The sequence below is a fragment of the Aerococcus sp. UMB1112A genome, from assembly GCF_030230715.1.
Classification (GTDB): domain Bacteria; phylum Bacillota; class Bacilli; order Lactobacillales; family Aerococcaceae; genus Aerococcus.
In genome coordinates this window covers 43,350-67,152 of sequence record NZ_JASPDS010000004.1, presented here as the reverse complement: position 1 = coordinate 67,152, position 23,803 = coordinate 43,350, and the positions used below count along the sequence as shown (strand labels likewise).

Annotated in this window: 32 protein-coding genes and 1 tRNA gene; 27 read left to right on the top strand and 6 right to left on the bottom strand. The window is 41.9% G+C overall.

The window, feature by feature from the left end; genetic code table 11:
• Positions 1 to 5: 5 nt before the first annotated feature.
• From QP860_RS03585 to rny, 3 genes are all read left to right on the top strand, one after another.
• Positions 6 to 1,247 (top strand): competence/damage-inducible protein A, encoded by a 1,242-nt coding sequence (locus QP860_RS03585; RefSeq protein WP_070617791.1) that lies wholly within the window; start codon positions 6 to 8, stop codon positions 1,245 to 1,247.
• An 85-nt stretch (positions 1,248 to 1,332) separates the two neighbouring features.
• Complete coding sequence (recA, locus tag QP860_RS03580; RefSeq protein WP_070617796.1) at positions 1,333 to 2,418, top strand: recombinase RecA; 1,086 nt, start codon at positions 1,333 to 1,335, stop codon at positions 2,416 to 2,418.
• 280 nt (positions 2,419 to 2,698) lie between these two features.
• Positions 2,699 to 4,270 carry a ribonuclease Y gene (rny, locus tag QP860_RS03575; protein WP_070617798.1) on the top strand — a complete coding sequence of 524 codons (1,572 nt, stop codon included), beginning with the start codon at positions 2,699 to 2,701 and terminating at the stop codon, positions 4,268 to 4,270.
• Positions 4,271 to 4,382: 112 nt separating this feature from the next.
• Here the strand turns inward: rny and budA are convergent, their stop codons facing one another.
• From budA to QP860_RS03550, 5 genes are all read right to left on the bottom strand, one after another.
• Positions 4,383 to 5,090: an acetolactate decarboxylase gene (gene budA / locus QP860_RS03570; protein WP_070617801.1), complete on the bottom strand. Its 708-nt coding sequence runs from the start codon at positions 5,088 to 5,090 to the stop codon at positions 4,383 to 4,385.
• A 14-nt stretch (positions 5,091 to 5,104) separates the two neighbouring features.
• The gene (locus QP860_RS03565; protein WP_070617803.1) at positions 5,105 to 5,395 is read right to left on the bottom strand and encodes a CC/Se motif family (seleno)protein; all 291 of its coding nucleotides are present in this window, start codon (positions 5,393 to 5,395) and stop codon (positions 5,105 to 5,107) included.
• Positions 5,396 to 5,532: 137 nt separating this feature from the next.
• A complete protein-coding gene (locus QP860_RS03560; RefSeq protein ID WP_070617805.1) occupies positions 5,533 to 6,144 on the bottom strand; it encodes a hypothetical protein in 612 nt (203 codons plus the stop codon).
• Between the two features lie 729 nt (positions 6,145 to 6,873).
• A complete protein-coding gene (locus tag QP860_RS03555; protein WP_284912199.1) occupies positions 6,874 to 8,034 on the bottom strand; it encodes a tyrosine-type recombinase/integrase in 1,161 nt (386 codons plus the stop codon).
• A 93-nt stretch (positions 8,035 to 8,127) separates the two neighbouring features.
• On the bottom strand, positions 8,128 to 8,976 hold the full coding sequence (locus QP860_RS03550) for a helix-turn-helix domain-containing protein (RefSeq protein ID WP_284912198.1): 849 nt from the start codon (positions 8,974 to 8,976) through the stop codon (positions 8,128 to 8,130).
• A gap of 119 nt (positions 8,977 to 9,095) precedes the next feature.
• Here QP860_RS03550 and QP860_RS03545 point away from each other — a divergent pair, with 119 nt between their 5' ends.
• The 23 genes from QP860_RS03545 to QP860_RS03435 all read left to right on the top strand — a co-directional run bounded on the left by QP860_RS03545 (position 9,096) and on the right by QP860_RS03435 (position 20,565).
• Complete coding sequence (locus QP860_RS03545; protein ID WP_284912197.1) at positions 9,096 to 9,308, top strand: helix-turn-helix transcriptional regulator; 213 nt, start codon at positions 9,096 to 9,098, stop codon at positions 9,306 to 9,308.
• Between the two features lie 235 nt (positions 9,309 to 9,543).
• Positions 9,544 to 10,185 carry a Rha family transcriptional regulator gene (locus QP860_RS03540; protein WP_284912196.1) on the top strand — a complete coding sequence of 214 codons (642 nt, stop codon included), beginning with the start codon at positions 9,544 to 9,546 and terminating at the stop codon, positions 10,183 to 10,185.
• A gap of 270 nt (positions 10,186 to 10,455) precedes the next feature.
• Positions 10,456 to 11,115, top strand: a complete 660-nt coding sequence (locus tag QP860_RS03535; RefSeq protein WP_284912195.1) for a Fic family protein — start codon at positions 10,456 to 10,458, stop codon at positions 11,113 to 11,115.
• Positions 11,116 to 11,230: 115 nt separating this feature from the next.
• Entirely contained in the window at positions 11,231 to 11,404 is a 174-nt protein-coding gene (locus QP860_RS03530; RefSeq protein ID WP_284912194.1) for a CopG family transcriptional regulator, read from the top strand.
• Between the two features lie 198 nt (positions 11,405 to 11,602).
• A complete protein-coding gene (locus tag QP860_RS03525) occupies positions 11,603 to 12,361 on the top strand; it encodes a Rha family transcriptional regulator (protein WP_284912193.1) in 759 nt (252 codons plus the stop codon).
• Positions 12,362 to 12,462: 101 nt separating this feature from the next.
• Positions 12,463 to 12,681 carry a hypothetical protein gene (locus tag QP860_RS03520; RefSeq protein ID WP_284912192.1) on the top strand — a complete coding sequence of 73 codons (219 nt, stop codon included), beginning with the start codon at positions 12,463 to 12,465 and terminating at the stop codon, positions 12,679 to 12,681.
• 12 nt (positions 12,682 to 12,693) lie between these two features.
• Positions 12,694 to 13,041 (top strand): hypothetical protein, encoded by a 348-nt coding sequence (locus tag QP860_RS03515; RefSeq protein ID WP_284912191.1) that lies wholly within the window; start codon positions 12,694 to 12,696, stop codon positions 13,039 to 13,041.
• The gene (locus tag QP860_RS03510; RefSeq protein ID WP_284912190.1) at positions 13,031 to 13,306 is read left to right on the top strand and encodes a hypothetical protein; all 276 of its coding nucleotides are present in this window, start codon (positions 13,031 to 13,033) and stop codon (positions 13,304 to 13,306) included. The genes QP860_RS03515 and QP860_RS03510 overlap by 11 nt, the downstream gene beginning before the upstream one ends.
• A gap of 3 nt (positions 13,307 to 13,309) precedes the next feature.
• Positions 13,310 to 13,600: a helix-turn-helix domain-containing protein gene (locus tag QP860_RS03505; protein ID WP_284912189.1), complete on the top strand. Its 291-nt coding sequence runs from the start codon at positions 13,310 to 13,312 to the stop codon at positions 13,598 to 13,600.
• Positions 13,601 to 13,782: 182 nt separating this feature from the next.
• Positions 13,783 to 14,079, top strand: a complete 297-nt coding sequence (locus QP860_RS03500) for a hypothetical protein (protein ID WP_284912188.1) — start codon at positions 13,783 to 13,785, stop codon at positions 14,077 to 14,079.
• A 135-nt stretch (positions 14,080 to 14,214) separates the two neighbouring features.
• The gene (locus QP860_RS03495; RefSeq protein WP_284912187.1) at positions 14,215 to 14,412 is read left to right on the top strand and encodes a hypothetical protein; all 198 of its coding nucleotides are present in this window, start codon (positions 14,215 to 14,217) and stop codon (positions 14,410 to 14,412) included.
• Positions 14,413 to 14,571: 159 nt separating this feature from the next.
• On the top strand, positions 14,572 to 14,880 hold the full coding sequence (locus QP860_RS03490) for a phage replisome organizer N-terminal domain-containing protein (RefSeq protein WP_284912186.1): 309 nt from the start codon (positions 14,572 to 14,574) through the stop codon (positions 14,878 to 14,880).
• 13 nt (positions 14,881 to 14,893) lie between these two features.
• Positions 14,894 to 15,223, top strand: coding sequence for a phage replisome organizer N-terminal domain-containing protein (locus QP860_RS03485; RefSeq protein ID WP_284912185.1), 330 nt, complete (start codon positions 14,894 to 14,896; stop codon positions 15,221 to 15,223).
• Positions 15,213 to 16,154: a phage replisome organizer N-terminal domain-containing protein gene (locus QP860_RS03480; RefSeq protein ID WP_284912184.1), complete on the top strand. Its 942-nt coding sequence runs from the start codon at positions 15,213 to 15,215 to the stop codon at positions 16,152 to 16,154. The genes QP860_RS03485 and QP860_RS03480 overlap by 11 nt, the downstream gene beginning before the upstream one ends.
• On the top strand, positions 16,154 to 17,098 hold the full coding sequence (locus tag QP860_RS03475; RefSeq protein ID WP_284912183.1) for an ATP-binding protein: 945 nt from the start codon (positions 16,154 to 16,156) through the stop codon (positions 17,096 to 17,098). Before QP860_RS03480 ends, QP860_RS03475 begins: the two co-directional genes overlap by 1 nt.
• A gap of 12 nt (positions 17,099 to 17,110) precedes the next feature.
• Positions 17,111 to 17,299, top strand: a complete 189-nt coding sequence (locus QP860_RS03470) for a helix-turn-helix domain-containing protein (protein WP_284912182.1) — start codon at positions 17,111 to 17,113, stop codon at positions 17,297 to 17,299.
• Between the two features lie 118 nt (positions 17,300 to 17,417).
• A complete protein-coding gene (locus QP860_RS03465) occupies positions 17,418 to 17,747 on the top strand; it encodes a hypothetical protein (RefSeq protein WP_284912181.1) in 330 nt (109 codons plus the stop codon).
• Positions 17,748 to 17,760: 13 nt separating this feature from the next.
• Positions 17,761 to 18,366: a hypothetical protein gene (locus QP860_RS03460; protein WP_284912180.1), complete on the top strand. Its 606-nt coding sequence runs from the start codon at positions 17,761 to 17,763 to the stop codon at positions 18,364 to 18,366.
• A gap of 22 nt (positions 18,367 to 18,388) precedes the next feature.
• Positions 18,389 to 18,559, top strand: a complete 171-nt coding sequence (locus QP860_RS03455; protein WP_284912179.1) for a hypothetical protein — start codon at positions 18,389 to 18,391, stop codon at positions 18,557 to 18,559.
• A gap of 25 nt (positions 18,560 to 18,584) precedes the next feature.
• On the top strand, positions 18,585 to 18,830 hold the full coding sequence (locus tag QP860_RS03450) for a hypothetical protein (protein WP_284912178.1): 246 nt from the start codon (positions 18,585 to 18,587) through the stop codon (positions 18,828 to 18,830).
• Positions 18,831 to 19,428: 598 nt separating this feature from the next.
• On the top strand, positions 19,429 to 19,692 hold the full coding sequence (locus tag QP860_RS03445; RefSeq protein ID WP_284912177.1) for a DUF7675 family protein: 264 nt from the start codon (positions 19,429 to 19,431) through the stop codon (positions 19,690 to 19,692).
• On the top strand, positions 19,689 to 19,940 hold the full coding sequence (locus QP860_RS03440) for a hypothetical protein (protein ID WP_284912176.1): 252 nt from the start codon (positions 19,689 to 19,691) through the stop codon (positions 19,938 to 19,940). Before QP860_RS03445 ends, QP860_RS03440 begins: the two co-directional genes overlap by 4 nt.
• A gap of 97 nt (positions 19,941 to 20,037) precedes the next feature.
• A complete protein-coding gene (locus tag QP860_RS03435; protein ID WP_284912175.1) occupies positions 20,038 to 20,565 on the top strand; it encodes a DUF1492 domain-containing protein in 528 nt (175 codons plus the stop codon).
• 335 nt (positions 20,566 to 20,900) lie between these two features.
• Here QP860_RS03435 and QP860_RS03430 read toward each other — a convergent pair.
• Positions 20,901 to 20,990 (bottom strand) — tRNA-Ser (locus QP860_RS03430).
• 220 nt (positions 20,991 to 21,210) lie between these two features.
• Between QP860_RS03430 and mutS the strand changes: the two genes are divergently transcribed.
• Positions 21,211 to 23,802, top strand: coding sequence for a DNA mismatch repair protein MutS (gene mutS / locus QP860_RS03425; protein WP_284912174.1), 2,592 nt, complete (start codon positions 21,211 to 21,213; stop codon positions 23,800 to 23,802).
• Position 23,803 lies beyond the last annotated feature (1 nt).

Genomic DNA, 23,803 nt, shown 5'->3' with positions numbered 1-23,803 from the left:
AAGAAATGAAAGCTGAAATTATTGCGATTGGGACGGAAATTCTTATGGGGCAAATCCTGAACACTAATGCCCAATTTTTGGCCCAACAACTGACAGAACTGGGGGTGGGGCACTATATCCAAACGGCTATCGGTGACAATCCCGACCGCCTAGCAGCGGTCACCAAGCAGGCAGAAGAGCGGTCTGATATAATTATTTATTCAGGCGGTATCGGGCCTACCCGAGATGACCTGACCAAGCAGGCCCTGTCTGCCTATCTCGATGAGCCCTTGGTCTATGATGAGGAGAATCTAGATCGGGTCCGCCAAGATTTTAGCCGGCGTAAAGCGACCATGTCGGACTTGAACCAACGCATGTCCCTCTATTTTAGCCGGGGGAAAAGTCTCAGAAATCCTGTGGGGCAAGCGGTGGGCACGGCCCTGGTCAAGGATGGTCGACTTTATATAGTCCTACCTGGCTTCCCTAAGGAGATGCGGGCCATGTTCCTTGAAGAGGGCAAGGCCTTAATCCAAGACTTTATAGCTGAAGATAGCCGGCAGGTACTGAGCTCGCGCTACTTGAATTATTATGGGCTGGGGGAGTCCCAGCTAGCCGAAAGCTTAGATGACTTGATTCAAAGCCAGGAAAATCCCACCATCGGAACTTATTCTAAGCATAATGTTCTGACCCTGCGCTTGACGGCTAGTGGCTCGGATGAAGGGACGACCCAGGCCCTCTTAGATACCCTCGAAGAAACAATTAATGACCGCCTCGGGGCTTACTATTATGGCCAAGGCCTGGACTATATGCCCAGCCAGGCCCTGGTCCAGACCCTCAAGACCCAGCAAAAAACAGTCTCAGTTGCTGAAAGCCTAACGGGTGGGATGGCGGCAGCTGCTATTGTTGACTGCCCAGGCGCTTCAGAAATTTTTGAAGGGGGCGTCGTGACCTATAGCCTCCAAGCCAAGCGCGATGTCCTAGGCGTCTCCGCTGAAACATTGGACCAAGAAGGCATGGTTAGCCAGGCTTGCGCCAAGGAAATGGCAGAGAGGTGCCGCCAGCTCTTTCAGACGGACTATGCCTTGAGTTTTACGGGGGTTGCCGGTCCAGACCAGATGGAAGGTCAGGATGTCGGAACGGTCTTTATTGGCCTAGCCGGTCCCGCCGACTGCCAAGTCCACCGTCTGCACTTATCAGGCCAGCGTGAGAACATCCGCCGGTCAGCAGTCCATGCCGCTTGCCTGGCCCTTATCCAAAAATTAAATTAGAACAACTGTTCGCTTTTTGCTTGCTATTTGAGCAGAAGCCCGCTACAATATAGCTAGAGTAAATGTACGACAAGGAGGAAGTACTGTGAGTAAATCCAACAACGATTCCAACCGTCAAAAAGCCCTTGACGAAGCCCTCAAAAAAATTGAAAGAAATTTTGGTAAGGGTGCCATTATGAAGTTAGGTGACACGGCCGACCAAAGAATATCAACAGTACCGTCTGGGTCACTGACTCTCGATATCGCCTTAGGGGTCGGCGGTTATCCTCGGGGCCGGATTGTTGAAGTCTATGGTCCAGAATCTTCAGGTAAAACAACGGTGGCCCTTCATGCGGTCGCTGAAGTCCAAAAGCGGGGTGGCATTGCAGCCTTTATCGATGCGGAGAATGCCCTAGACCCTGAATATGCCAAACACTTAGGGGTCAATATTGATGAATTGCTCCTGTCCCAACCTGATACGGGTGAACAAGGCTTAGAAATTGCCGATGCCTTGATTTCATCAGGGGCCATCGACATTGTAGTCGTTGACTCTGTCGCTGCCCTAGTGCCCCGGGCTGAAATTGAAGGGGAGATGGGGGATGCCCACGTGGGTCTACAAGCCCGACTCATGTCGCAAGCCCTCCGTAAACTATCCGGGACTATTAACAAGACGAAGACCATTGCCATCTTTATCAACCAGATCCGTGAAAAGGTGGGCGTGATGTTCGGAAACCCTGAAACTACACCAGGTGGTCGGGCTCTGAAGTTCTATTCTACCGTCCGCTTAGAAGTTCGACGCGGTGAACAACTGAAAGCCGCAGGGGAAGTAATCGGTAACCGGACCAAGATTAAAATTGTCAAAAATAAGGTAGCCCCACCTTTCCGCGTGGCAGAGGTTGATATCATGTACGGCCAAGGAATTTCCCAAGCTGGCGAATTGGTTGACCTAGCCGCTGACTTGGATATCATCCAAAAATCAGGCTCTTGGTATTCCTACGGGGATGACCGGATCGGCCAAGGTCGCGAAAATGCCAAGAACTTCTTGAAGGAAAATCCGGATATTTTCCAAGCGGTGGACCAACAAGTCCGTGCCCATTATGGCTTTGGCGGTGAAGCCGCTGAGTCTGACTCAGAAGAAGCCACTGGGCAAGCTGCTTTAGACGTGGACGAGAAGGAAGACAATAAGGAATAGGGCCAGAGCTGAAGACCTCTTAGTCCTTCAGTAGCAACAATTAACCGCACTGCCAAAGATTAAGAATAAGCGTTCGTAAATCATAATTTTTACAAAGAGACTGGGAGTTTTCCTAGTCTTTTTTGTGCTTAGTCATTGGTCTAAATTGAGGGGCCTTTAAAGAACAATTGACAGATTAGAAACAAAAATATACAATATATAATAGGTGTAAAAGTTTTTACACTGAGTAAAAATATTTAAAGTATTTAAGACTACAATTAAATAGAAACGGAGGTGAACTATGCAGTTTACAGGAATAGCCTTCGTTATCGTTGCTTTAATTGTTGGCCTTTTAGTCGGGAACTATGTTGGGGACAAGCGTCGCCAGGAACGGATGGAAGCCGACCTCGCTGAAGCTGAACGTTCAGCCCAGGATATTATCAACCGTGCCGAGCGTGATGCCAAATCCCAATATAAAGAAATGATTGTTGAAGCGAAGGAAGAAGCCCAAACTTATCGAACCGAAGCTGAGAAAGATTTAAAAGCTGATCGTGATGAACTTAAACAACGTGAAAACCGTTTGAACCAGCGGGAAGAAAGCATGACCCGCCGCGAAAACACGCTAGATAATAAAGAAGATCAGCTCAACTCCAAAGAACAATCCTTGCGTGACCGCATGACCAATCTTGAAGAAAAAGAAGCCCATGCGGACCAATTGATCCAAAAACGTGAAGAAGAAGTTCAAAGAGTATCGGGTTTAAGCCAAGAAGATGCGAAAAACTTGATTTTATCTGAAACAGAACGTGAATTGAGTAATGAAGTTGCGATTAAAATTCGTGATGCTGAACAAGAAATTCGTGAAAAAGCTGATAAAATCGCTAAATCGATTATCCTTCAAGCCATTGAAACGAGTGGGGCGGACACTGTATCTGAAAGTTCAGTGACAGTTGTCCACTTACCTAATGACGATATGAAGGGCCGGATTATCGGTAAAGAAGGGCGGAACATTAAGACGCTAGAATCCTTAACGGGGATTGACTTAATTGTCGATGATACCCCTGAAGCTGTCGTCTTGAGTGGTTTCGACCCGGTGCGCCGAGAAATTGCTAAGATCGCGCTCGATGCCTTGATCGCAGATGGTCGGATCCACCCGGCCCGGATTGAGGAAGCAGTGGAAAAAGCCCGCAAAGAAATGGATACCCGTATCCGTACCATTGGGGAGGATACCGTCTTCGACCTCGGCATCCATGATATGCATCCGGACTTAATTAAGCTAGTGGGACGCTTGAATTATCGGACCAGTTATGGCCAAAGTGTCCTGGGCCATAGTATCGAAGTGGCTAAATTAGCGGGTACTCTGGCTGGTGAATTAGGCTTAGATGAAGCCTGCGCCAAACGTGCCGGTCTCTTGCATGATATCGGCAAGGCCGTGGATCATGAAATTGAAGGGACCCACGTTGAAATTGGTGTCGAATTGGCCCAACGCTACCATGAGAATGACCTCGTGATCAATGCGATTGCAAGCCACCATGGGGATGTAGAAGCCATTTCACCAATTTCAGTGCTTGTCGCAGTTGCCGATGCGCTATCTGCTGCACGTCCAGGTGCCCGGTCAGAATCGCTTGAAAATTATATCCAACGCCTACGCAGCTTGGAAGACATTGCCAACCGTGCCGACGGTGTCAGCAAGTCTTATGCGATTCAAGCGGGACGTGAGATCCGCGTCATGGTCCAACCTGACCAGGTAGATGACCTTGAAGCAGTGAAACTCTCGCATGACTTAGCCAAGCAAATCGAAAAAGAACTTGACTATCCAGGTCAAATTAAAGTAACGGTAATCCGTGAAAAACGTGCTGTCGACTATGCACGTTAAGTCGTATTACCCCTTATAATTTGCAGCAAAAAGAGCTTGGGAATTTCCAAGCTCTTTTTGCTATCTTTACTTGCTCCAGTGAAGGAAAGCTAAACGCTCTTGCTCTCACCCTTTAGCCCTCTGCTTCTTCCATTTCGGCGGCGAGGTTGTCGTAGTCGATGTCGTTTTCCATAAATTCCGTATAGTCTGTTGCGAAGTGTTGCTCTAGGCTATCGATGGTTTGGATTTGGACCTTGGCATCGGTGACGATGTAGTCCAGGATGTGGCCGCCAAACTTGCGGTCATCGCTAATGAAGTGGCAGTGGAAGCCGCCCTTGGCTACGCCATCGTAGAGGTGGGGCGTATAGATGCCGACTGCCGTCCCCATGATATCGTATTGTTCGAATTCAGGTTGGACCCGGGTGGCTTCAACTAAGCGCGGATAGGGTTTCTCTTGCTTTGGTACCGCCCGGGTATGGACATAATCGAAGTGCCCGTCAATCCGAATCACTGAGAAGACGTTCTTGCTTTGGACCATCTGTCCAATCTCAGAACGCATTTTTTTCAGGGTCGTGGGCCGCTTGATTTCTTCAAAGCGGTCTGGTTTGAAGAAGGTGACGGCAGCATAGGGGCTGGTCAATTCAGGCTCGACCTCTACGACCTGGCCGGAAGCTTGAATTTGATAAGCTTGGCCGTCGACCATGATAAACTCCCCGTCGAAGGCGTGGAAGGTGCCAAGACCGGTATCGCCATGGTCAAGGAGCTCACCGAAACGGATACTGCCATCAAAGAACCCCGCCATCAAATCGCCTAAGCTTTGGTGTTGAAATAATTTAGACATATAGACTCCTTTCATTAAATGGGACGAAAGCCAGAGAAAACTAGTTTTTTGTAGCCTAAGAAGCGAAAGAGTCCAATCTCCCAGTCGCCCCGGTCAGAGAGACGGACAGATCGGTGCAGGAAGATCGTTACCGGCCCGGCTTGGTAGCTCTGATAGTTCTCCGGATGGTCGGGCTGTCCGCACTTGACCTCAGGCTCAAAATTACTAGCTTCACAGCAAGAATTGAATACAGACTGGGGGTATTCCACCCGTAAATCATGGATCCCCTCAGCTTCTAAATAGTCTTGAGCTGCCTTGGAAATCATCGCATCCTCCTTTTATTATCCTTAGTTATTTAAGCTTATTTTAGCACAAGGGATGAAGGCAGAGCAAAAAAGGGAAGGCCCTAAAGTTTGGCTCTAGGGTCCGATAAAATATGTATGCACTTTAAGAAAGTTAGCATTTAAAATTGAAAATTAATGGCCTGGCTTTGAATCATGGGGTCCATGGCATTCTCGTCCATGGTCATAGCAGTGGTCATTTCGAGAGAGAAGCCAGAAAAATTTTCAGTCGGGACGCCAACCAGCATGACTTGGTCAGAGGCTTTAGCTTTAGGAGCTAATTCAGTCGTTTGATTGAGGAGGACATGGTCATCGATTTGTTCACCATTATCTAAAATTAGCCGATCAAAATGAGGACCAATAATTTCTTGATCTGATAGGTTTTCAATGGAATAGACAATTTGTAAGAAGTAACCCTCTTTTGGATTGCCCCCAACCATGTCCCAAACAGGGTCTGCCTCGCCTTTATCAGACTGAAAAAGTTTGACACTATGAATGGTCGCTTTTAATTCGGGAGCAATATCTAGCGTTTCTTCGGGTTGGGCGATTTTTTTGAGTTCGAGACTGCCAAATTCTGGATCATTTGATTTTTGCCCGACTTCTGTGAGTTCTTCAGGCTTATTTTCTTTACTCTCTTCCTGCAGTTCAACCTTCCCAGCAGGGGCTTCCTTAACCTGATCACCGCAAGCACTTAAAGTAGCAGCGGCTAGCGCTAGTAATAACAATTTCTTCATTTCTTTTCCTCCTCGTAAAATATAAATATTTTTATTCACAATACCAGGTGGAAATAAAATGTCAAGAAATATAACGATGCCTGCCTAAGTACTTTTTTGGTTATATAGTATAATAAAAGTGCAAAAAAATTAAATTCTTAGTTGTGCTTGAAATATAGGGGAGCAATGATTGAAATGCTAGACCGTCTACTATTCGTATTATATGTGTTGTTTGTATCTTTCGTAACGCTAGCATGGTTCTATTTCTGCAAACATTTAACCTTAAGAGGCTTTTGGTCAAGCTTCTTTAAGACAAAAGATGGCGATAATAATGACCAAGATAATTAATTGACTTTGTTTCCTTTAGATAGAAATAATCAAATGAGATGGATGAACAGAAAACAAGCAGCCTTGCAGATTGACCTGCTGGGCTGCTTGTTTTTTTATGGACGCTATTCGTCAGCTGATTTAGCTGGTTAACGGTCCAAAAGTTATAGAAATGTTATAGAATTCCGAGTAAAAACTAGCATTTATTAGACATTACTGGCTATTAGTAAGTGTGATAAAGCCCGATAAATCAACATTGGCCTTTACTAGCCCTCACTAGAATTCACAAAAAGGAGACGAAGGGAAATGAACACTCTAAATAAATTAGAAGCTAGAAAGCTTGTATCTAAAGCGTTTCTAGTGATTCAATATCACCTATATAAGATAAGTGCCCCCAAATGTGACCCCATTTAAGCTATTTCACTAAAAATTAACATACTTTGCAAATAGTTGGGCGCTTTTCTGTTCTGATTGTTCCGTGACATGAGTGTAAATGTTCATAGTAGTTTGAATATCTCCATGCCCCAATCTGGCCATGACATCCTTCATAGGGACACCAGCCTCAAAGAGTAGGGAACAATGTGTATGCCTAAGGCCGTGAGGTTTGATAAATCTAAAATTATTTTGCCGACATATACGTTTAAAAGCGTTATAAATAGCGGTAAGATTCAGAAAGCTATTTGATTTAGTGTTGTTGAAAACCAGTTGATTCTTGCCCAGGGGCTTAAAACCGAACTTCAAAAGTGACTGACTTTGTTCAGCTCGCCATCTTTTCAATACATTTAGCGTGGTATCGTCAACGCTTATTGTACGATAGCTATTATCATTTTTAGGGCCTTTTAAATATAGCTCATTACCGTTTCTTTGCCCCAGCGCCTTATCAACCGTTAATGTTTTGTTGGTGAAGTCAATATCATTCCAGGTCAGCGCCAGAATTTCCCCACGTCTAAGCCCCGTATAGGCTAACGTGCGAATGCAAGCATGCCATTTGCGGCTTTCTTCTGCTTCTAAAATCTTCATGAGCTGGCGCAGTTCATCAATGTTGTAGTAGGGTACTTCTTCCCGCTTGTCGCAATCATACTTCAAACGCTTTTTCGGTGTAACGACTTTATCAGTAACTAGCTCTTTAACGTAACCTCTACTATAGGCCAGCTTCATTATTCTTTTAAAATAACTGTAGAATAATCGAAATTTTTTAAATTCTTTATGCCACTGATTCAACTGTTTCTGAATCATGTTGGCGGTGATCTTATCTATGTAGCAGTCCCCGAAAGTTGGAAGGATATGCAACTCAACTTGTCGCTTAGCTTTTGAATAGGTGGAATCTTCCACATCATTTTTATAAATTTCCAACCACTCATGGTATACTTGATTAAACTTTATCTTTTTAGGAAGGGCAACCTTAAAGGAGCTTGTTTCAAATTCAATGAAACATTGCTTGTAGTAGGCTTGCGCTTCCTTTTTTGTATTGAATCCACGTTTTTTAACTTTAACACTTTTACCAGTAGATTGATCAATGCCCAGGTAGCCCCGAACTTGCCAGAAACTGCCCTTGCTTGTCTGATATTGTGTATAGCTTGCCATTTATGTATCCTCTTTTCTAATACGTCCCCCAAGACTGAACTAGATAAGAATACATGTTGGCGGTGTTAATGTTTTGAATACTGGGATTAGTAATTATAGATAGACTTCCTCATAAGCTTCAATTTTGTTCAAGTTTCTAGCTAATTCTCCTTGAGTAATTATTAAATCCATTTCCATATCTTGGGAGCTGGGGCCATCTTCCTTATCAGATAGAAATTCAGATATATTTTCTATTGTATTTCTAAAATATGATTTTAGTATATCTAATCCTTGAAACTGATTTTCGGAAACCATGTAATTATAGATATTTACTAAATCAAAAGTATCATAGCGAATAACTGGAGCTAAATTCAGAGTATCCACCATCTTTTTAACATTATTTTTGTCAATTTCTTCAAAAGATATATTTTTCAAAAAATCATATACGCTATTTAAGTTTAATTTGAATATGAATCTAAGGTTTAGCATATCCATCATAGTGCCGTTTGAGTTGCTAGCAAAGAGTCTCATTAACTCATCTAGTGAAGGCTTTATATTTCCTTCTTCAATTTGTTCTAATCGCTCAACTGATATAGTCACCTTGGGCACTGATCCAATAAAATGTGGTGTGCTTAATTCTTGTGCCTGCTCTTCTATCGTCATGCCGTCTATTAAGCGGTAGTATTTGAAAAGTTTCCCATAATCTTCAGCAGAATGTTTATTGTATATCTGAACTAGTTCATTATCTTGTTGGCCATGTAACAACTCATCTACTGTGATGCCCGCTAAGTCGGCTATAGCTTTAGCTTTAATATCATTTGGTTTATTCCTACCGTTTTCCCAATTGCTAAGCGCTGAGACTGTGGCACCAATTTTTTTAGCAAAAGTTTTTTGATCCAATTTAAGAGTGGAACGAATATTTTTTATTCTCTGCCCGACTCTTATATCTTCTTCTTTTTTCATATATGCCTCCTTGTAAGTTTTCCCTTAGTATATACTAATTACAGAAATTACACAAATAATTGTTGACAGGGCTTAAATTGTTAGATAAACTGATTACAGAAATTACAGGAGGTGAGGAAATGAGAAAAGTAAATAAAGTAGCAGGGTACAGAAGAATGCTAGGTCTTACGCAAGCACAACTAGCTTCAATGATTGGAGTCAGTCGTTCATCGATGCAAAATAAAGAAAGCGGGAAGTTCCCGTTTAAGGACAACGAAAAAATTAAGTTAGTTGAAATATTTAAGGAAATTGATCCAAGTTTAAATGTAGCAAATATTTTTTTTGATAATTAATTACAGAAATTACACAATACACCCCACGGCTAAATTGATAAGTATGTATGAAAAACAGCACTTCAAAAGCACTTGAAATTAACCAGTCCCCCAAGACTGAACTAGATAAGAATATATGTATCTAAAACATATAAAAAAAGCCCAGCACTTGGCCAATCAGCTAAATTTAAAAAGGTGAAATAAAAGTTAATTCATGAAAAAACGTTTACATACAAAATAGGAAGGAGCTATAGCTATGCAATTAGTTTATTTAGAGAACGGTAAAGAAGCGCCATATACATTAAGTTCGATTGTGGCCGAATGTGCTGAAGTACAGCATAAAGCGGTTAAGAATTTGATTTATAAATATAAAACAGATTTAGAGGAATTAGGGGTTTTGACATTTCAAAATGCTAAACCTCTAAAAGGGTCAAAAGGTGGTCGACCAGGTAAGGACTACCGTTTGACTGAACCGCAAGCAACATTACTTATCACTTGGCTAGATAATACCGAACCAGTTCGAGAGTTCAAGAAGGCCCTTGTCAAAGAGTTCTACCAAATGCGAGAACAGATTAAGCATTTTGAAGTTCAAAGACAAATAGAAAAAGTCATTCATAAAGAACTGAACGAAGCTATAAGCAGATGGCAGTATGTTAACAAATTTGCCTATAGTAATATTGCCAGTCTTCTATGCCGAACGATTACAGGGCTTTCCACGGTTAAGCTAAGGGAACGAGAAAATGCACCCGAGACAGTTCCAGCGCTTGACCTGATGAGCGGGGACGAGTTGACCAAGTACCGAGAGCAGGCAACGCTAGCCATCATGTACTTAAATCAGCAATGCACCTATGAGGAGCTAAAGCGGAACTTGTGCCAGCATTCCGAAAAGAGCGCATAAAAAAGGCGCTAGGTTTTACCCTAACGCCTTAAAAATTAGATTGTAGATAGAAAGTCTTCAGCCGTCTATTGCACATAGTTACAAAGATTTTCTAAAGTGATAAATTGAAACATGGTATGTGTTGCCATGTACGTCTAGTATATCAAAACGCTTGCTTGACGGCAAGAACTGACAGACCTTTGACAACTGAATAATAAGGGTACAAAGCTAGCTAATTGAGTAAAATTGCTTTATGATGTAGTTACAGAATCACTCATAAGGAGAAGAAGAATGTTTACTACTGATTATTTAAATGATTTACTTGTACGAATGGCTTACCATTCCAGCGGTATCGAAGGGAATACGATTAGTTTACCTGAAACAGTATCAATCATTGTAGAAAACGCCTTGCCCAATCAATCTAAGAGCATTAGGGAGTTTTATGAGATCGAGAACCACAAACAGGCCTTTTCATACCTGCTAGAGCAGTTAGAAAATGATGAAAGTCTAAGCGTTGAGATGGTGAAACAAGTTCATGCTTTGTTAACTGACCGCCTACAACATGACCATGGACAGTTCAAGACTTACCAGAATGCAATTGTTGGGGCAGAGTTCAAAACCGCTTCACCACAGGAAACGCCTTTTCTAGTGAGCCAGTGGACAGAGAACACCACTTACCGACTTGAAAGCGGTGAGGACTGTTTGACCGTCTTAGCTGATACACATATTATTTTCGAGCGAATCCACCCATTCAGCGATGGAAACGGACGAACGGGCCGAATGATTTTATTGTTTCTAGCAATGAAATATTTAGGCCTCCCAGTCATCATTAACAAGGATTCCCGAGCGAAGTATATGGAATTTTTAGCTAACCAAGATACTGACCAACTAGCGGAAATGTTAGAAGAGTCATACCAATACGAGAAAGAGCGAATCACTCAATTTCAATAAAAAAAAGTACCCTTGCTTAAAAAAGTGAGGGTATTTTTTGTAAAAAAGGTATTGACAGTTTTGTCGACATAACTTATTATAGTTTTGTCGACAGAAAGGAGAGTGACGAACCTTAATGGCCGACAAAAAGAAAATAGGTAGGCCACCAAAAGGAAGCCACGCTAACAGTGTCAAACTAACCGTTAGAATTAGCGAACCACTGAACGAAAAAATAAACCGTTATAGTGAGAAGCATAATTTAACTAAAGCTGAAACTGTTCGCAAAGCACTTAATGACCTACCAGAATAGCACAAAAAACCGCCCAGGTTGTATTGAAGTTTGGCGACTCAACAACCAGGACGGCCCAGCACTCATAAAGAGTACGTAAATACTATATCATACGTACCCTTATTGAGCAACCAAAGATAAGGGAGTGAATGCCCTTGTCTACTTTGATGAGGGTATTTTTTTGTACCCAAAAATTAGAAAGAAGAAGGAGTTACCGCCATGAATTACAACATTTTAGAGCTAGGCAATGAACTAGTCGTTAGCAGTCTACAGATTGCCGAAGTATTTAATAAAAAGCATTTTCATGTCATGCGAGATATTAAAACGCTCAAATTAAATTTTGAACGTATCCATTCAATGGAATCTGAGGACGGCTCAAATTTGGATTCGTTAAATTCAACCAATCCAAATATGGATTTGTTGAAATTCGAAAATCTATTTTATAAAGATAGCTACCAAGACGCAAAAGGAGAAAAACGCTCTTTTTACTACATGACTAAAGACGGCTTTGTTCTCTTGGTGATGGGCTATACAGGATTAACCGCCTTACGCTTCAAGCTAGCCTATATTAACGAATTTAACCGAATGAAAGCCGAGCTTGAGGCGCCCAGCAGTCAAGCAGAGGAAGAAAAAACGTTCTTTGAAGAGTTTAGAGAATTGCCTATCCTAGAAGACCCCTTTAATGATGAACAACCGCCCTACAAGGATAGATATGTATTTGCGGTGATTAACATTATGCTGGCTCATGGCTTCAACCTAAGCAATTATTACACGGTGGACGGACTGAAGGAGCTAAGAGACATTGCAAGAAAGCTTCACTTGCTGAAGTTCGAGGAGATTATTATGTATTGCGCCCAGCGCAAGAAATATAACTTGCATTATGTCTTAGCGGTGGCCAGAAACTACTTGCCAAGTTCCTATACAGACCGTTCTAAGTCGATATTGTTAGATATTGATAGCATGAAAAAATTCAATTAAGAAAAAGCCCTTCACCGACCAAACGATCAGCAGAGGGCAACGCACACAAAAACACACAATATCAGTAACTAATTAATAAATCACTGAAAGGAGGTGAGATCATGAAACGAATCGTATTAAAGACTATAAAGGTAGTGACACTCTTTATTTCAACGACTCTAGCAGTATTCCTATTCTTATATGGATTGCTGGCCTACAGCAACCATGTTTACCTGGAACGCTATAAGGAGGGGAATGATAATTATTACTTACAGGCCCAGCACTATGAGAAAGTGACGGGCGAAAAGATTGCACGGAACAATGAACTTTATTCAAAATAGGAGGATTTAATTATGAACTTTAAAGAAATCAAAAATGTAAAAATCGATGCAACACTTGCAACGGCTCAGTTAAGAAATGATGAAGCAAAGACGCTTATTAATATTTTTAGCAAGAGATTAGCAACCCATGCATTTAATTGCGAAGATCTGACTGAATGGGAAGAAAACGAACTGATTGAATATGCGTTTAGTTGTGCGGAAGAGCTAACCAAGTTGGAGAGTCTTGCGAATATTTTAGATGATGTAATTGTCGAAACAGGCTATGCAATTGGCCAATTAGATGAACTAGTATTTGAGAAATCAGATAATGTTGAGGAAATCGAAGAAACCCCCGAAGAGGTGGAAGAAGATGGAATTTAATATCAGCCAGGGGCGCCCAGCCCCCATTGATCTAGCGGAAACAGTGATTACTTATGACCCTGAATTAATGAAGTGGTTTATTTATACCGACTATGCGCCTCATGCTTTGAAGTGGGAGAACAAAATTATCCCTAGTGATATAGTACCCAGTCGAAAGGTCTACCATGAGGACAGCGGGCAACTCATAGCCATTGAAGGGGAATTCGCTGGCAGTGTTTCCCTGGCAGTACAAAACTTTGAAAACGTAATCGAAAGGAAGGTATAAACCATGAGTAATAATGCTATAGAGATCAAATTAGACGCTGAATCATCTAAAGAGTTGATTAAGCAGGTCATCCCTTATCTAAACGAAGCAGGGGAGGAGCTGAAACGGAATTTTGCCATCACCCGAACCATGCTGACCATTGAAGAGGTGAGCGACTTTTACAAGACTAGCCGAAGCACCATTATAGAGAACTGGCACAAGCAACTAGGCTTACCGCTTAGCAAGCTGGGCAATAAGATTTATATCGAACGGACTGTATTAGATGACTTTATCAGAGCACATCCATACCAATAAAAAAAGACTTATGAGGCAGACCCCATAAGTCAAGATAAAGAAGAATATCGCTTACCGCTAGATAAGCAGGGGGAGCTACCGCCATAGCGTCCCGACATGCTTATAGTATAACAATTTAACAGCTGGTAAGCAATTCTTCTTAATGGTAAAAATATACGCTTTAATTTAGGAGGAACTGAACCATGGAAAAACAAAATTATTTGACCGTTGACCACAATAGACAGCTGGCGTCTAAGCTTAGCCCTCTGATTAGGGTAATTGAGATGTGGAAGTTAACCAACAAGTCTATTCTTGTTGCTGGGGCTTCTCCTGATCATACTTCTGAAATGTTATCACTAGAGAAAGAAGCTAATGCCGTTGCACTAGAAGCGATTGTTTATGACTTTTCGGATGTGCTTGTGAATGTATATAGTTCGCTGATTGGTAGCGGAGACGAAGAAGTCACTAAAGAAAATCTAAGCGACTTAGGTATTAAATAAAAAAACACTCTGCTTTTCAGCAGAGCACTAAAGGAAGTTTATGACTTTAGAAATTAACTGGCTTGTAGCCATATAAAATATATTATCAAAAAATAGACCATAACACAAATTTAGATTCAATAGGGAGAATGAACCATGACGAAAAACGAATACAGGTTAAGAATGGCTTATTTTGTCGCTAAAATGCTTACCTATACGGTTAGGGTAGACCTAGCGAGGGGGCTTGTCAAAATATCTGATTGGCTATGGCCAGAAACGAAAGAGATTGACTACTTCCTTATTCAAGTTGCCGAATGTAAGGAAGCTAAAAAGAGCGGGTTTTCAGATGAGTAAAGGGAGAAGTCATGTATTAGACGTGGCAATGCTACAAGTTGGCTTTCACCGTGCGAATGATGAACTGAAACGAATGCTAGCGCCTCGTCTAATCAGACTTGGGGAAGCGTTCGACAACACCTATTTTATAAGAAAAAGAACTAGGGGAGAGAAAATAAAATGACTGTTGAAACATATTGGTCAATTATAACAATTAAGGATCCTAAAGACGAAAGAATTAAAGCGTTGCGGAAGATAGCAGGGGGCGACACTTATTTCCTGATCTATCACAAAATGATGTCATGGCAAGTAAGATGCCAAATTCCAATATTTTTAAGATGTACTAGCGATAATATAATCGAAGCATTGGCAAAGCTCATTGATGAAGAAGTGGAGAATGTTGAGGTTGTAGTAAGTATCTTAGAAAGAAAAGGATTACTTGCTATACAAGAAGAAAAGAATTTTATATCGGAAGATACAAGCTTATAAGGAGAGAAATTAAATGACTGATACAGCATGGCCTTACCTATTACTAAAAGATGATTTTTTTGAAAGTGACAGAATTAAATTCATTGAAGAGCAGGGAGCACCCTATATTATTTTTTACTTGAAACTTTGCTTGAAGACTTTAAAAGATGGAGGAAATTTAACTGGATTTCTTAACGATGATTCAGAGGGGTTTGATTTTCAGGCACTATCAGAATTAACTAATATGCCTATGGAGACAGTAACGGAAGCCGTTCAATTGTTAAGCAAGATCGGATTTATTGAGTCAGAGGAGCATGACAGTTGTCGTTTAATGGCCATAAAAGAGGTGCGGTATGGCAGATAATAGAAAATATTACTATCTGAAGTTAAAAGAAAACTTTTTCGAAGACCCAGCAATCATTATTCTTGAAGACATGCAAGACGGATATAAATATTGCAACATTCTGCTTAAGCTATATTTGAGAAGTTTAAAAGGAGAAGGCAAGTTAACATTTAAATCAAAAATTCCATATAGCCCATCTTTGTTAGCTAAGATCACACGACATAGACAGCAGGACGTTGAGCGGGCCATAGAAATTTTTGAAGAATTAGAGTTAATAGAGGTTTTGGACAATGGTGCAATCTTTGTTTCAGATATTCAAAATTTTATTGGAAAATCATCAACTGAAGCGGATAGAAAAAGAGAATACCGAGCCAGAATTGATTCAGAAAAAGAAGCATTGAAAAGTGATAGGACAACTGACCAGACAGACGGCCAGACAAATGTCCCGACAGATGACCAGACAAATATCCGACAAAACTCCACCAGAGATAGAGATAGAGATAGAGTTAATTTAGATATATATCATGATCATCATCAACAACAGGAAGTAGTTACTTTAGTAGAGGAATCTAAAAAAAATAATTCTGATGATGATCATGATGAAATGCCAAAAGTTGTTGGCCAAAATGCGATTGATTACTATCAACGGAATTATGGGATAGTTACCCCGAATATGGTTCAAGAGATTCAACACTGGACTAATGAAATGAATGAAGAACTAGTTATCTTAGCATTCAAGCGGTCAATTGGCACTAAGTCACCTTTTCAATATGCGATGAAAATTCTAACGAATTGGACTACTAATAATATTAGGACGGTTGACCAAGCAGAGGCTGAACAGGTTGAGAGGGAACGGCAACGCAAGAAATATCAATCGAATAATCAACCTGAAGAGAAAAGATATTTTGAAAATAAAGAAGAGTTTAATGCATTTATGAGAGGTGAAATCTAATGAGCGGAATTAAAGAGATGATTAAGGCCCTAGACGTGCCAGCAAAGCTAAAGAAAAGTTTGTTAGGAAAAGATTTAGATAGCTATCATGATGAGGTCAAGAGCGAGACGCTGAAAGACCCTGACATTAAGCAATTTATTGCAACTTATCAAGAGGTTCTAGACTATGACATGATTAAAAGAGCTCTACCAAATTTCAGAGAGTTTATTAAGTACCGTGACCACATGGAGGCCTATGTTCCACATCTAAAAATTGAGAACGGTCAAGTTATTGTAAGGTATTCAATTGACCCTGATTACAAGGCTAAAACTGACCTTCAAAAATGGCGTAAGAAGCTAGATATTAGTAATATGAGCCTTGATAATCAGATGGCCAATATTTCCCATTATGATTTAGACGACATGGGAAGACAGGAAGCTTATAGCGCTTGCCTCGACCTAATCAAAGATTTTAAGCGTGGCCACAAGCAAAAAGGAATTTGGTTAGTTGGTGGTGTTGGTATTGGGAAATCTTACTTGTTATCAGCTACAGCAAAAGAAATTAATATCAAGGGTGCTAGTGTAACCATGATTGAAGTTGCTGAGCTGTTTAACAAATATTTTGACCAAATGCGAAAAGATAGCGACCGTTTAGAAAAACTTATGAATCATTACAAGTATGTTGATTTATTGATTCTTGATGATATTGGGGCGGAAAGTTTAAGGGCCTATGATATCGATAAAATCTTATATCCCATTCTTAACGAACGTTACAAGAAGAATAAGTTAACTTGCTTCACATCTAACCTAACAATTATGGATTATGCCAGCCGTTTAATTTATCCCAATAATAATAATTTAGATGAGCAGGCAAGCGAAGCAAGGGCGAAGCGGACAATTGACCGAATCAATGCCCTGGCCGTTGAGGTTCAAGCTTATGGGAAAAACAGAAGAAATAATTACTAGGAGGAACATGTTTTGAAAACAATTACTAGCTTGAGAAAAGAAAAAAAGCTAACCCAAGCAGAGTTAGCCGAAGCATTGGGGCAATCCCAGCAGACCATTGCTGATTGGGAAAATAAACAACCTGATTTAAGCGGTGAGTCGCTTATAAGTTTAAGTAGGTACTTTAGTATTTCAACGGATGAGCTTTTAGGGCTTAAATAATGGCCCACACGGCGAGAAAGGGGGTTGAGGTATGATTAGACCACCATAGAATTTTAGGACGGTAGAATCAAATATTATAGGGACAGAATGGATTCTAAAATGAAAGAGGTATGAAACTATGACAAAAGTAGATTTAAATGAGTTGTATCACGCAACAAAAGTAGAAGCAGAGAAAGAAAGAGCTGAGCGACATAAGCAGGCAGAAGAAAATATGGCCAAGTATTTTGAAGAAGCGAAGGCTAGAGAAGAAGCCAATAAAGAGCTTGCCGAAACTTTCGCTAGTGCGATGGCCCAGGAAGTGGGAGACCGTCAAAGTGCTAACGATACCGAGGCAGAAAAGGTTTATTTGCACAGTATCGGGAAGCACGGAGAAGCTGACCGCTTAATGAACTCAAAAGAGCAACGGTTACATGATGGATATACCGAATTATCTGAAGGCTTATTCTAAAGGAGATATGAAAATGACAACTAAACTAACTAAATTTGATGACCAATTCAAAGAGTATGCAAAACGTAACGATGAACGGATTAACCAATTAAACGCCCAGCTAGAAGCGTTGACAGCAAAGAAAGCAAAGACAGAAGCGGACATTGTGAAGGCGGAAACCCTTGAAAATGTGGAGCAATCTGTTAAGAAAACAATCGAGTTGAATGAAACGCTAGAAGTGACGGATCGGGCTATTGGATTTGTACAAGAAAAAATTGCTAAGATTAAAGATGAACCTTTATTGACTAAAACAGAATTTAGGGATATTTTGTCCCAGATTGAGACGCAGGCAGACACCGAAATGGATGCATTGCTGGCAAAACTTAAAAAGCCAGTAAATGAGATTAAAAAGATTGCCCTAGAGTCCCGAAACGTTCAAATTAAAGCGGACGAACTGATTCAAGCCGTGTATAAAGATTTAATTAAAAAAGATCCTTGGGATGTAATGAGTAATTTTTATAAAGATGATAATGGTGCCTTGGTTGTTCCAACTAAGGAATATAGACCATCATCTAATCCTTATTATTTTTATGATCGAATTAAAGGGAATGCTATCGCAAAAGGTTTAATCAAAGAGTAAGGCCTAGAGAGGGATTGCAATCATGGACAGAAAGTTCTTAAAACAATTTGGGCTAAATGATAAAGCTATTGGCCAGATACTAGGGGAATATCACAATTCCCTTAGCCAGGCTAAAGAAGATTTAGAGGCGGGTTATTTGGAAGAGATGAACGCCCTGAAAGATACTATTGCCGAGCAGGGGGGGGAAACTTGATACTTACACCAATGATTTAACTGACATGCAAAGTCAGTTAAGCCAAGAGAAGATTAATAATGCTAAGATCAATGTTTTAGTAGAGTATGGGCTAGATCCCAGCATAGCCCAGTATGTTAAAGGAGGGACAGCAGAAGAAATAGAAGCTGATGTTAGGTATTTGCGGGAGATGTTTGATAATAAGCCACAAGAGCCAGGCCCTATGAAGTCTGTAGAGCCTAATAGTCTTGGTGATGACCCTTATACACGGATGATTAAACAAATGGGCTAATCCATCCCCAGCTAAGTTAGAGAGGCTGGCCCGCTTTATAATTGCCCCTCCCCTAAAGGAAGCCCGCCCCCTTCTTATTAGCTAGGAATTGATATACTCCCAATAGCCCAGCTATGCATAGGGACACCACCCACGGCCCAGGCAGAGGAAGCAAGGCGCATGCTACCCTGATTGGCTGAAAGATAATTAAGTTATTAGTTATTGATATTGAAGGTGGTAAGAGAGTATGAAGGCTTAGGCTGGTGAGTTTAAACTTTGAAGGCTTGGAGATTAAATTAAATTCAAATGTTCTTAACGAACTGATGAATGCTTGTATAATGATTAGTGATACTAGAATGGTTGTGCTGGTGTAGCTGGCTAGGCACTGACTGAGGATGAGCAAAGAAGGAAGCTGATTCAAGTGACTAATGAAAAAATAAATAAATTAATAGTTAAAGTGGATAATTTTGCTTTCTTTGCGGATTTCCGTCAGTGCCCTATGAGCCTTATCCAAGTATGGGGGGGTACCTCCCCCCCTCTGGCTTGGGCTGGCTTTCAGCCGTCTATTGCACATATTTTCATGCGCCAAAATATATGAACAAGAAAAAGAGGGAGAGCTATGATAGATGATGATCAAACCATCTTTATGGAAAGCCATTTAGAAGGTTATAGCGATTGGTACAAAGAAAGCCCTGAATCAAAGATATGGCAGATTGATTATATTCCTATGATGATAGGTCCAATTCTATTTAGCTTTGACCAGAAGACCATCTATAATTTTTGGCCTGATTACCCTGATAAACTATCGCTAGAAGAAAAACAGCTATTTGATGAGGAGTTTCCAGAGTTGGCCGAGTTGAAGGGGAAGAGAGGTTCAGAATGATTATTACTTCTATAACAAATATCTTAGAAGCTATCGAGAGCGTCCAAGGCTTAGATGTGCCAGCAAGTGAAGAAGATATTCAAGAGTTCATTAGGAGTCTTCCAGAGACTGACGAAAATTTATTCATACTAGATAAAAAGAAGTTAGATAGTTTTCTAGGAAGAAAATCTGATAAAACTTGGGAGCTTCTATCTCACATGGATATTGAAAAAGATAGTTTTGATACTTATGTAACATTTAGATCATAAGTAATTTCTGAATAGTTGTAGAAAGTCCCAGAAATGGGGCTTTTTTGATATAATAGAATATCAATAGCATAAGTAATTTCATGGTGAGGGGGCCATTATGACCGTTAGAGACGTTAAAATTATTAAAGGGTGTAGGAGAGCAAAAAATCACGTTACGACGCTTACGGGGAAAATTAAGCTGTATGAAGCGGGGCTTTCTGGTAAAAGCTATTTAGACGGCGTCAAAGTGACAAGTTCGCCAAAATCATATGATGATAAGTTAGTAAACTTGATGATAATGAAAGAGCAGTTAAACCAAGCGACTGAGGAATATTTAGATTTACAATTTAAAGCTTTAGATATTTTTGACCAGTTTTCAGACATGAAAGAACGTGCCTGCTTGACTGATTATTACTTGTGTGGTCTCCCAGTTGATGAAGTGGCTGAGCTAAATGGTTATTGTATACGGACGGTATATAGAAAGCTTGGTTCTGGTATAGACAATATTAGAAGTTTACCGCCTAGAGAGGCTGAAGAGATGGAAGGCGAAGAGAAAACCGAAAGAGTTAAGAAATTTGATAGTGCTGATAGCTTCCTGGGGGCAATGAATGAACTCACTTTAAAATTTAAAGATGTATCGATTTAACTTCCAGGAATAGTTTACGTTTTATACCCCAAATTCATATATCAGCGTCGATTCTAAGCGCCTTGAATGATAGGGTAATGGTTTTATACATTTATCATCTAAAACGCCTTAGGAGACAAAATAAAAAGCGTTCATGCAAGTGAACGTTTTTTTGATTTCTATTCTCTTATCTAGTTTAGTCTTGGGGGACGATGGTATTGTAATTTAAAAAGTGACCCCAAATGTGACCCCATCAGCTAACTGATTAACGGGTTTCAGGCGTTTATTACAAAGTGATGAAACCTTGTTAAATCAATGGTTTTAGTAGTTTTTAATTGGCTGTAGATATGCTTAAAAGGAGACGAAGGGATTCGAACCCTCGTGCCGGTAGTCACCGACAAGTTGATTTCGAGTCAACCGCGTTATGACCTCTTCGCTACGTCTCCATAGAATAAGTACAAGAATTATCTTAACGCTAATCGGCTAAAAATTCAAGTGGAAATCGGCATGCGCCTGGAAAATCAGGCAGCGTCCAGAAAATCTTCCTTGCTTGCCTAGGCGGTCTCGAGAGATTTGTGTTAAAATGGGGAGATGAATCGTTTGGCCAAGCTCATTCTCGCTTGGAAGGCCTAGGTATAGATAAAGATACAAGCAAAGGAGTGCATGATGGTTCAAAAGACAAAGAAAACCCCCATGATGGAACAGTATGAGGCCATGAAGGCTAAGTATCCAGATGCTTTTCTCTTTTTTAGGCTGGGGGACTTTTATGAATTATTTAATGAGGATGCCTTGAAAGCGGCCCAGTTGTTAGAGATTACCTTGACGAGCCGCAATAAGAATGCAGAGAACCCCATTCCTATGTGTGGGGTGCCCTACCATGCGGCGGGGGACTATATTCGCCAGCTGATTCGCTTAGGCTATAAGGTGGCCATTGCTGAGCAGATGGAAGACCCTAAGCAAGCCAAGGGGATGGTGCGTCGGGAAGTGATCCGCTTGATTACGCCTGGGACCTACCTGGAAGAGGGCAGCCAGCAGACCAATAATTACATCTGTGCCTTGGTCAAAGCAAAATCAGGCTATGCTTTGGCCCATAGTGACCTAGGGACTGGGGAGTTGCAGGTGACCCAGCTTGGGAGCTTGGAATCCCTCTTAACGGAGTTTGCCCAGCTTCAGCCTAGTGAGTTAGTGGTAGAAATAGAGCTTGAAGAGGATTTCTTAGACAAGCTCAACCGCCTAGCTGACTTCACGCTTTCGGTTTACAAGCCGGACCCAGCAGTCATTGAAGGCCAGGACCATCTCTTGGCGGACATAGAAGCAGCAGATGAGCGGGCAGCTCTGACCCTGCTTTTGGCCTATGTGCAAGCTACGCAGTTCCAGATGGTGGACCACTGGCAGGAGGCGGAGCACTATGAGGTGGACCACTACTTGCACTTGGACCACTATGCCAAGCGTAACTTGGAACTGACGGAGTCGATTCGGACCCGTCAGCAGGCTAATAGTCTCTTGGCCTTCCTTAATCAGACCCGGACCGCTATGGGGAGCCGGCTCTTGCGTCAGTGGCTCGACCGTCCTTTGATTATCGCGGCTGATATTGAGCGCCGGCAGAATTGTGTGGCTGATCTCATGGACCAATATTTCGTTCGTTTAGAGATCCAGGAGCAATTGAAAGGGGTCTATGACTTGGAACGCCTGGTGGCTAAGATTTCCATGGGCAGTGTCAATGCCCGGGAACTTCTCCAGCTTAAGCAGTCTCTAGCCAAGGTGCCAGCTATTGTCCATAATCTTCAAATCCTATTAGGAGAGGATGAAAGTCGCCAGGCTCACTGGCAGCCAGTCTTAGAGACTTTGACGGCCCTACCGGAAGTGGTTGACCTGATTGACCGAGCCATTGATCCCAACGCCAATGTGCAGGTTACAGAAGGTGATATCATTCGTGATGGCTTCAATGACCAGCTCGACCACTACCGGGAGGCCATGCGCCACGGCAAGGCCTGGATTGCCCAGCTCCAGGCGGACGAGCGTGAGCGGACAGGGATCAAGTCGCTCAAGCTGGGTTATAATAAGGTTTTTGGCTACTATATTGAGGTTACTAAGGCCAACCTCCACCTTCTTGATGATTTGGAGGAGAATAACTATGAGCGTAAACAAACTCTAGCCAATGCGGAGCGTTATATCACCCCTGAATTAAAAGAAATGGAAAGAACCCTTTTAGAAGCGGAAGATAAGTCCATTGACTTGGAATACCAACTATTTATCCAGGTTCGGGACCAGGTCAAGGCCTATAAGCAGGACTTGCAGGCCCTAGCCAAGTCAGTAGCTAGCCTAGACGTTTTGCAGAGCTTTGCCCAGGTCAGTGAAGACCATCAATTTGTCCGTCCAAAAATTTCTCTAGACGACCGGAATTTAGAGATTATTGACAGCCGCCATCCGGTCGTGGAAGCGGTGATCGGCAAGGACCAATTCGTTCCCAATTCCATTGAAATGGACGACAAAACCAATGTCTTACTGATCACAGGCCCCAATATGTCCGGGAAGTCAACCTATATGCGCCAATTAGCCCTGATTGTGATTATGGCACAGATGGGCTGCTATGTTCCCGCCAAATCGGCCAAGATGCCGATTTTTGACCAAATCTTCACCCGGATTGGGGCAGCTGATGACCTGATTTCAGGCCAGTCTACCTTTATGGTGGAGATGTTGGAAGCCAACCAGGCCATCCAATATGCGACCGACCGCAGCCTTTTGCTCTTTGATGAGATTGGCCGGGGGACCTCGACTTATGATGGGATTGCCTTGGCCCAGGCCATTTTGGAATACCTCCACGACCATTTAGAGGCCAAGCTGCTCTTCTCTACTCACTACCATGAGCTAACCAGCCTAGAAGAGCGTCTGCCAGGCCTGCGTAATATCCATGTGGGAGCGAGTGAGAAGGATGGGGAACTGGTCTTCCTCCACAAGATTTTCCCTGGCCCTGCTGACCGCAGCTACGGGATCCATGTGGCTAAGCTGGCAGGCATGCCAAAAAGTCTCCTAGCCAATGCCGACCGGATCTTGAAAGACCTCCAAGCGAGCCACGGGGAGGATCAAGGGGGACAGTTGAGTCTCTTTAGTGTGGCAGAAACCAGTCCCCAAGCTGAAGACCCGACAGCGACCTGGGTCATGGACCAATTGGACCAGGTGGATTTAAATGATACCACTCCTATGCAGGCCTTTGAGCTCTTACGCAAGCTAGTAGCTAAAGTGGAAGGAGGGGATTAAG

Coding starts and splice junctions, on each gene's coding strand:
- QP860_RS03585 (WP_070617791.1), top strand. CDS start 6: ATGAAAGCTGAAATTATTGCGATTGGGACGGAAATTCTTATGGGGCAA.
- budA (WP_070617801.1), bottom strand. CDS start 5,090: ATGTCTAAATTATTTCAACACCAAAGCTTAGGCGATTTGATGGCGGGG.
- QP860_RS03510 (WP_284912190.1), top strand. CDS start 13,031: ATGGAATTTAATATCAGCCAGGGGCGCCCAGCCCCCATTGATCTAGCG.
- QP860_RS03525 (WP_284912193.1), top strand. CDS start 11,603: ATGAATTACAACATTTTAGAGCTAGGCAATGAACTAGTCGTTAGCAGT.
- QP860_RS03565 (WP_070617803.1), bottom strand. CDS start 5,395: ATGATTTCCAAGGCAGCTCAAGACTATTTAGAAGCTGAGGGGATCCAT.
- mutS (WP_284912174.1), top strand. CDS start 21,211: ATGGTTCAAAAGACAAAGAAAACCCCCATGATGGAACAGTATGAGGCC.
- QP860_RS03435 (WP_284912175.1), top strand. CDS start 20,038: ATGACCGTTAGAGACGTTAAAATTATTAAAGGGTGTAGGAGAGCAAAA.
- QP860_RS03555 (WP_284912199.1), bottom strand. CDS start 8,034: ATGGCAAGCTATACACAATATCAGACAAGCAAGGGCAGTTTCTGGCAA.
- QP860_RS03545 (WP_284912197.1), top strand. CDS start 9,096: ATGAGAAAAGTAAATAAAGTAGCAGGGTACAGAAGAATGCTAGGTCTT.
- QP860_RS03465 (WP_284912181.1), top strand. CDS start 17,418: ATGACAAAAGTAGATTTAAATGAGTTGTATCACGCAACAAAAGTAGAA.
- rny (WP_070617798.1), top strand. CDS start 2,699: ATGCAGTTTACAGGAATAGCCTTCGTTATCGTTGCTTTAATTGTTGGC.
- QP860_RS03505 (WP_284912189.1), top strand. CDS start 13,310: ATGAGTAATAATGCTATAGAGATCAAATTAGACGCTGAATCATCTAAA.
- QP860_RS03480 (WP_284912184.1), top strand. CDS start 15,213: ATGGCAGATAATAGAAAATATTACTATCTGAAGTTAAAAGAAAACTTT.
- QP860_RS03485 (WP_284912185.1), top strand. CDS start 14,894: ATGACTGATACAGCATGGCCTTACCTATTACTAAAAGATGATTTTTTT.
- QP860_RS03440 (WP_284912176.1), top strand. CDS start 19,689: ATGATTATTACTTCTATAACAAATATCTTAGAAGCTATCGAGAGCGTC.
- QP860_RS03490 (WP_284912186.1), top strand. CDS start 14,572: ATGACTGTTGAAACATATTGGTCAATTATAACAATTAAGGATCCTAAA.
- QP860_RS03520 (WP_284912192.1), top strand. CDS start 12,463: ATGAAACGAATCGTATTAAAGACTATAAAGGTAGTGACACTCTTTATT.
- QP860_RS03560 (WP_070617805.1), bottom strand. CDS start 6,144: ATGAAGAAATTGTTATTACTAGCGCTAGCCGCTGCTACTTTAAGTGCT.
- QP860_RS03445 (WP_284912177.1), top strand. CDS start 19,429: ATGATAGATGATGATCAAACCATCTTTATGGAAAGCCATTTAGAAGGT.
- QP860_RS03500 (WP_284912188.1), top strand. CDS start 13,783: ATGGAAAAACAAAATTATTTGACCGTTGACCACAATAGACAGCTGGCG.
- QP860_RS03475 (WP_284912183.1), top strand. CDS start 16,154: ATGAGCGGAATTAAAGAGATGATTAAGGCCCTAGACGTGCCAGCAAAG.
- QP860_RS03540 (WP_284912196.1), top strand. CDS start 9,544: ATGCAATTAGTTTATTTAGAGAACGGTAAAGAAGCGCCATATACATTA.
- QP860_RS03550 (WP_284912198.1), bottom strand. CDS start 8,976: ATGAAAAAAGAAGAAGATATAAGAGTCGGGCAGAGAATAAAAAATATT.
- QP860_RS03450 (WP_284912178.1), top strand. CDS start 18,585: ATGCAAAGTCAGTTAAGCCAAGAGAAGATTAATAATGCTAAGATCAAT.
- QP860_RS03530 (WP_284912194.1), top strand. CDS start 11,231: ATGGCCGACAAAAAGAAAATAGGTAGGCCACCAAAAGGAAGCCACGCT.
- QP860_RS03455 (WP_284912179.1), top strand. CDS start 18,389: ATGGACAGAAAGTTCTTAAAACAATTTGGGCTAAATGATAAAGCTATT.
- QP860_RS03495 (WP_284912187.1), top strand. CDS start 14,215: ATGACGAAAAACGAATACAGGTTAAGAATGGCTTATTTTGTCGCTAAA.
- QP860_RS03515 (WP_284912191.1), top strand. CDS start 12,694: ATGAACTTTAAAGAAATCAAAAATGTAAAAATCGATGCAACACTTGCA.
- QP860_RS03460 (WP_284912180.1), top strand. CDS start 17,761: ATGACAACTAAACTAACTAAATTTGATGACCAATTCAAAGAGTATGCA.
- QP860_RS03535 (WP_284912195.1), top strand. CDS start 10,456: ATGTTTACTACTGATTATTTAAATGATTTACTTGTACGAATGGCTTAC.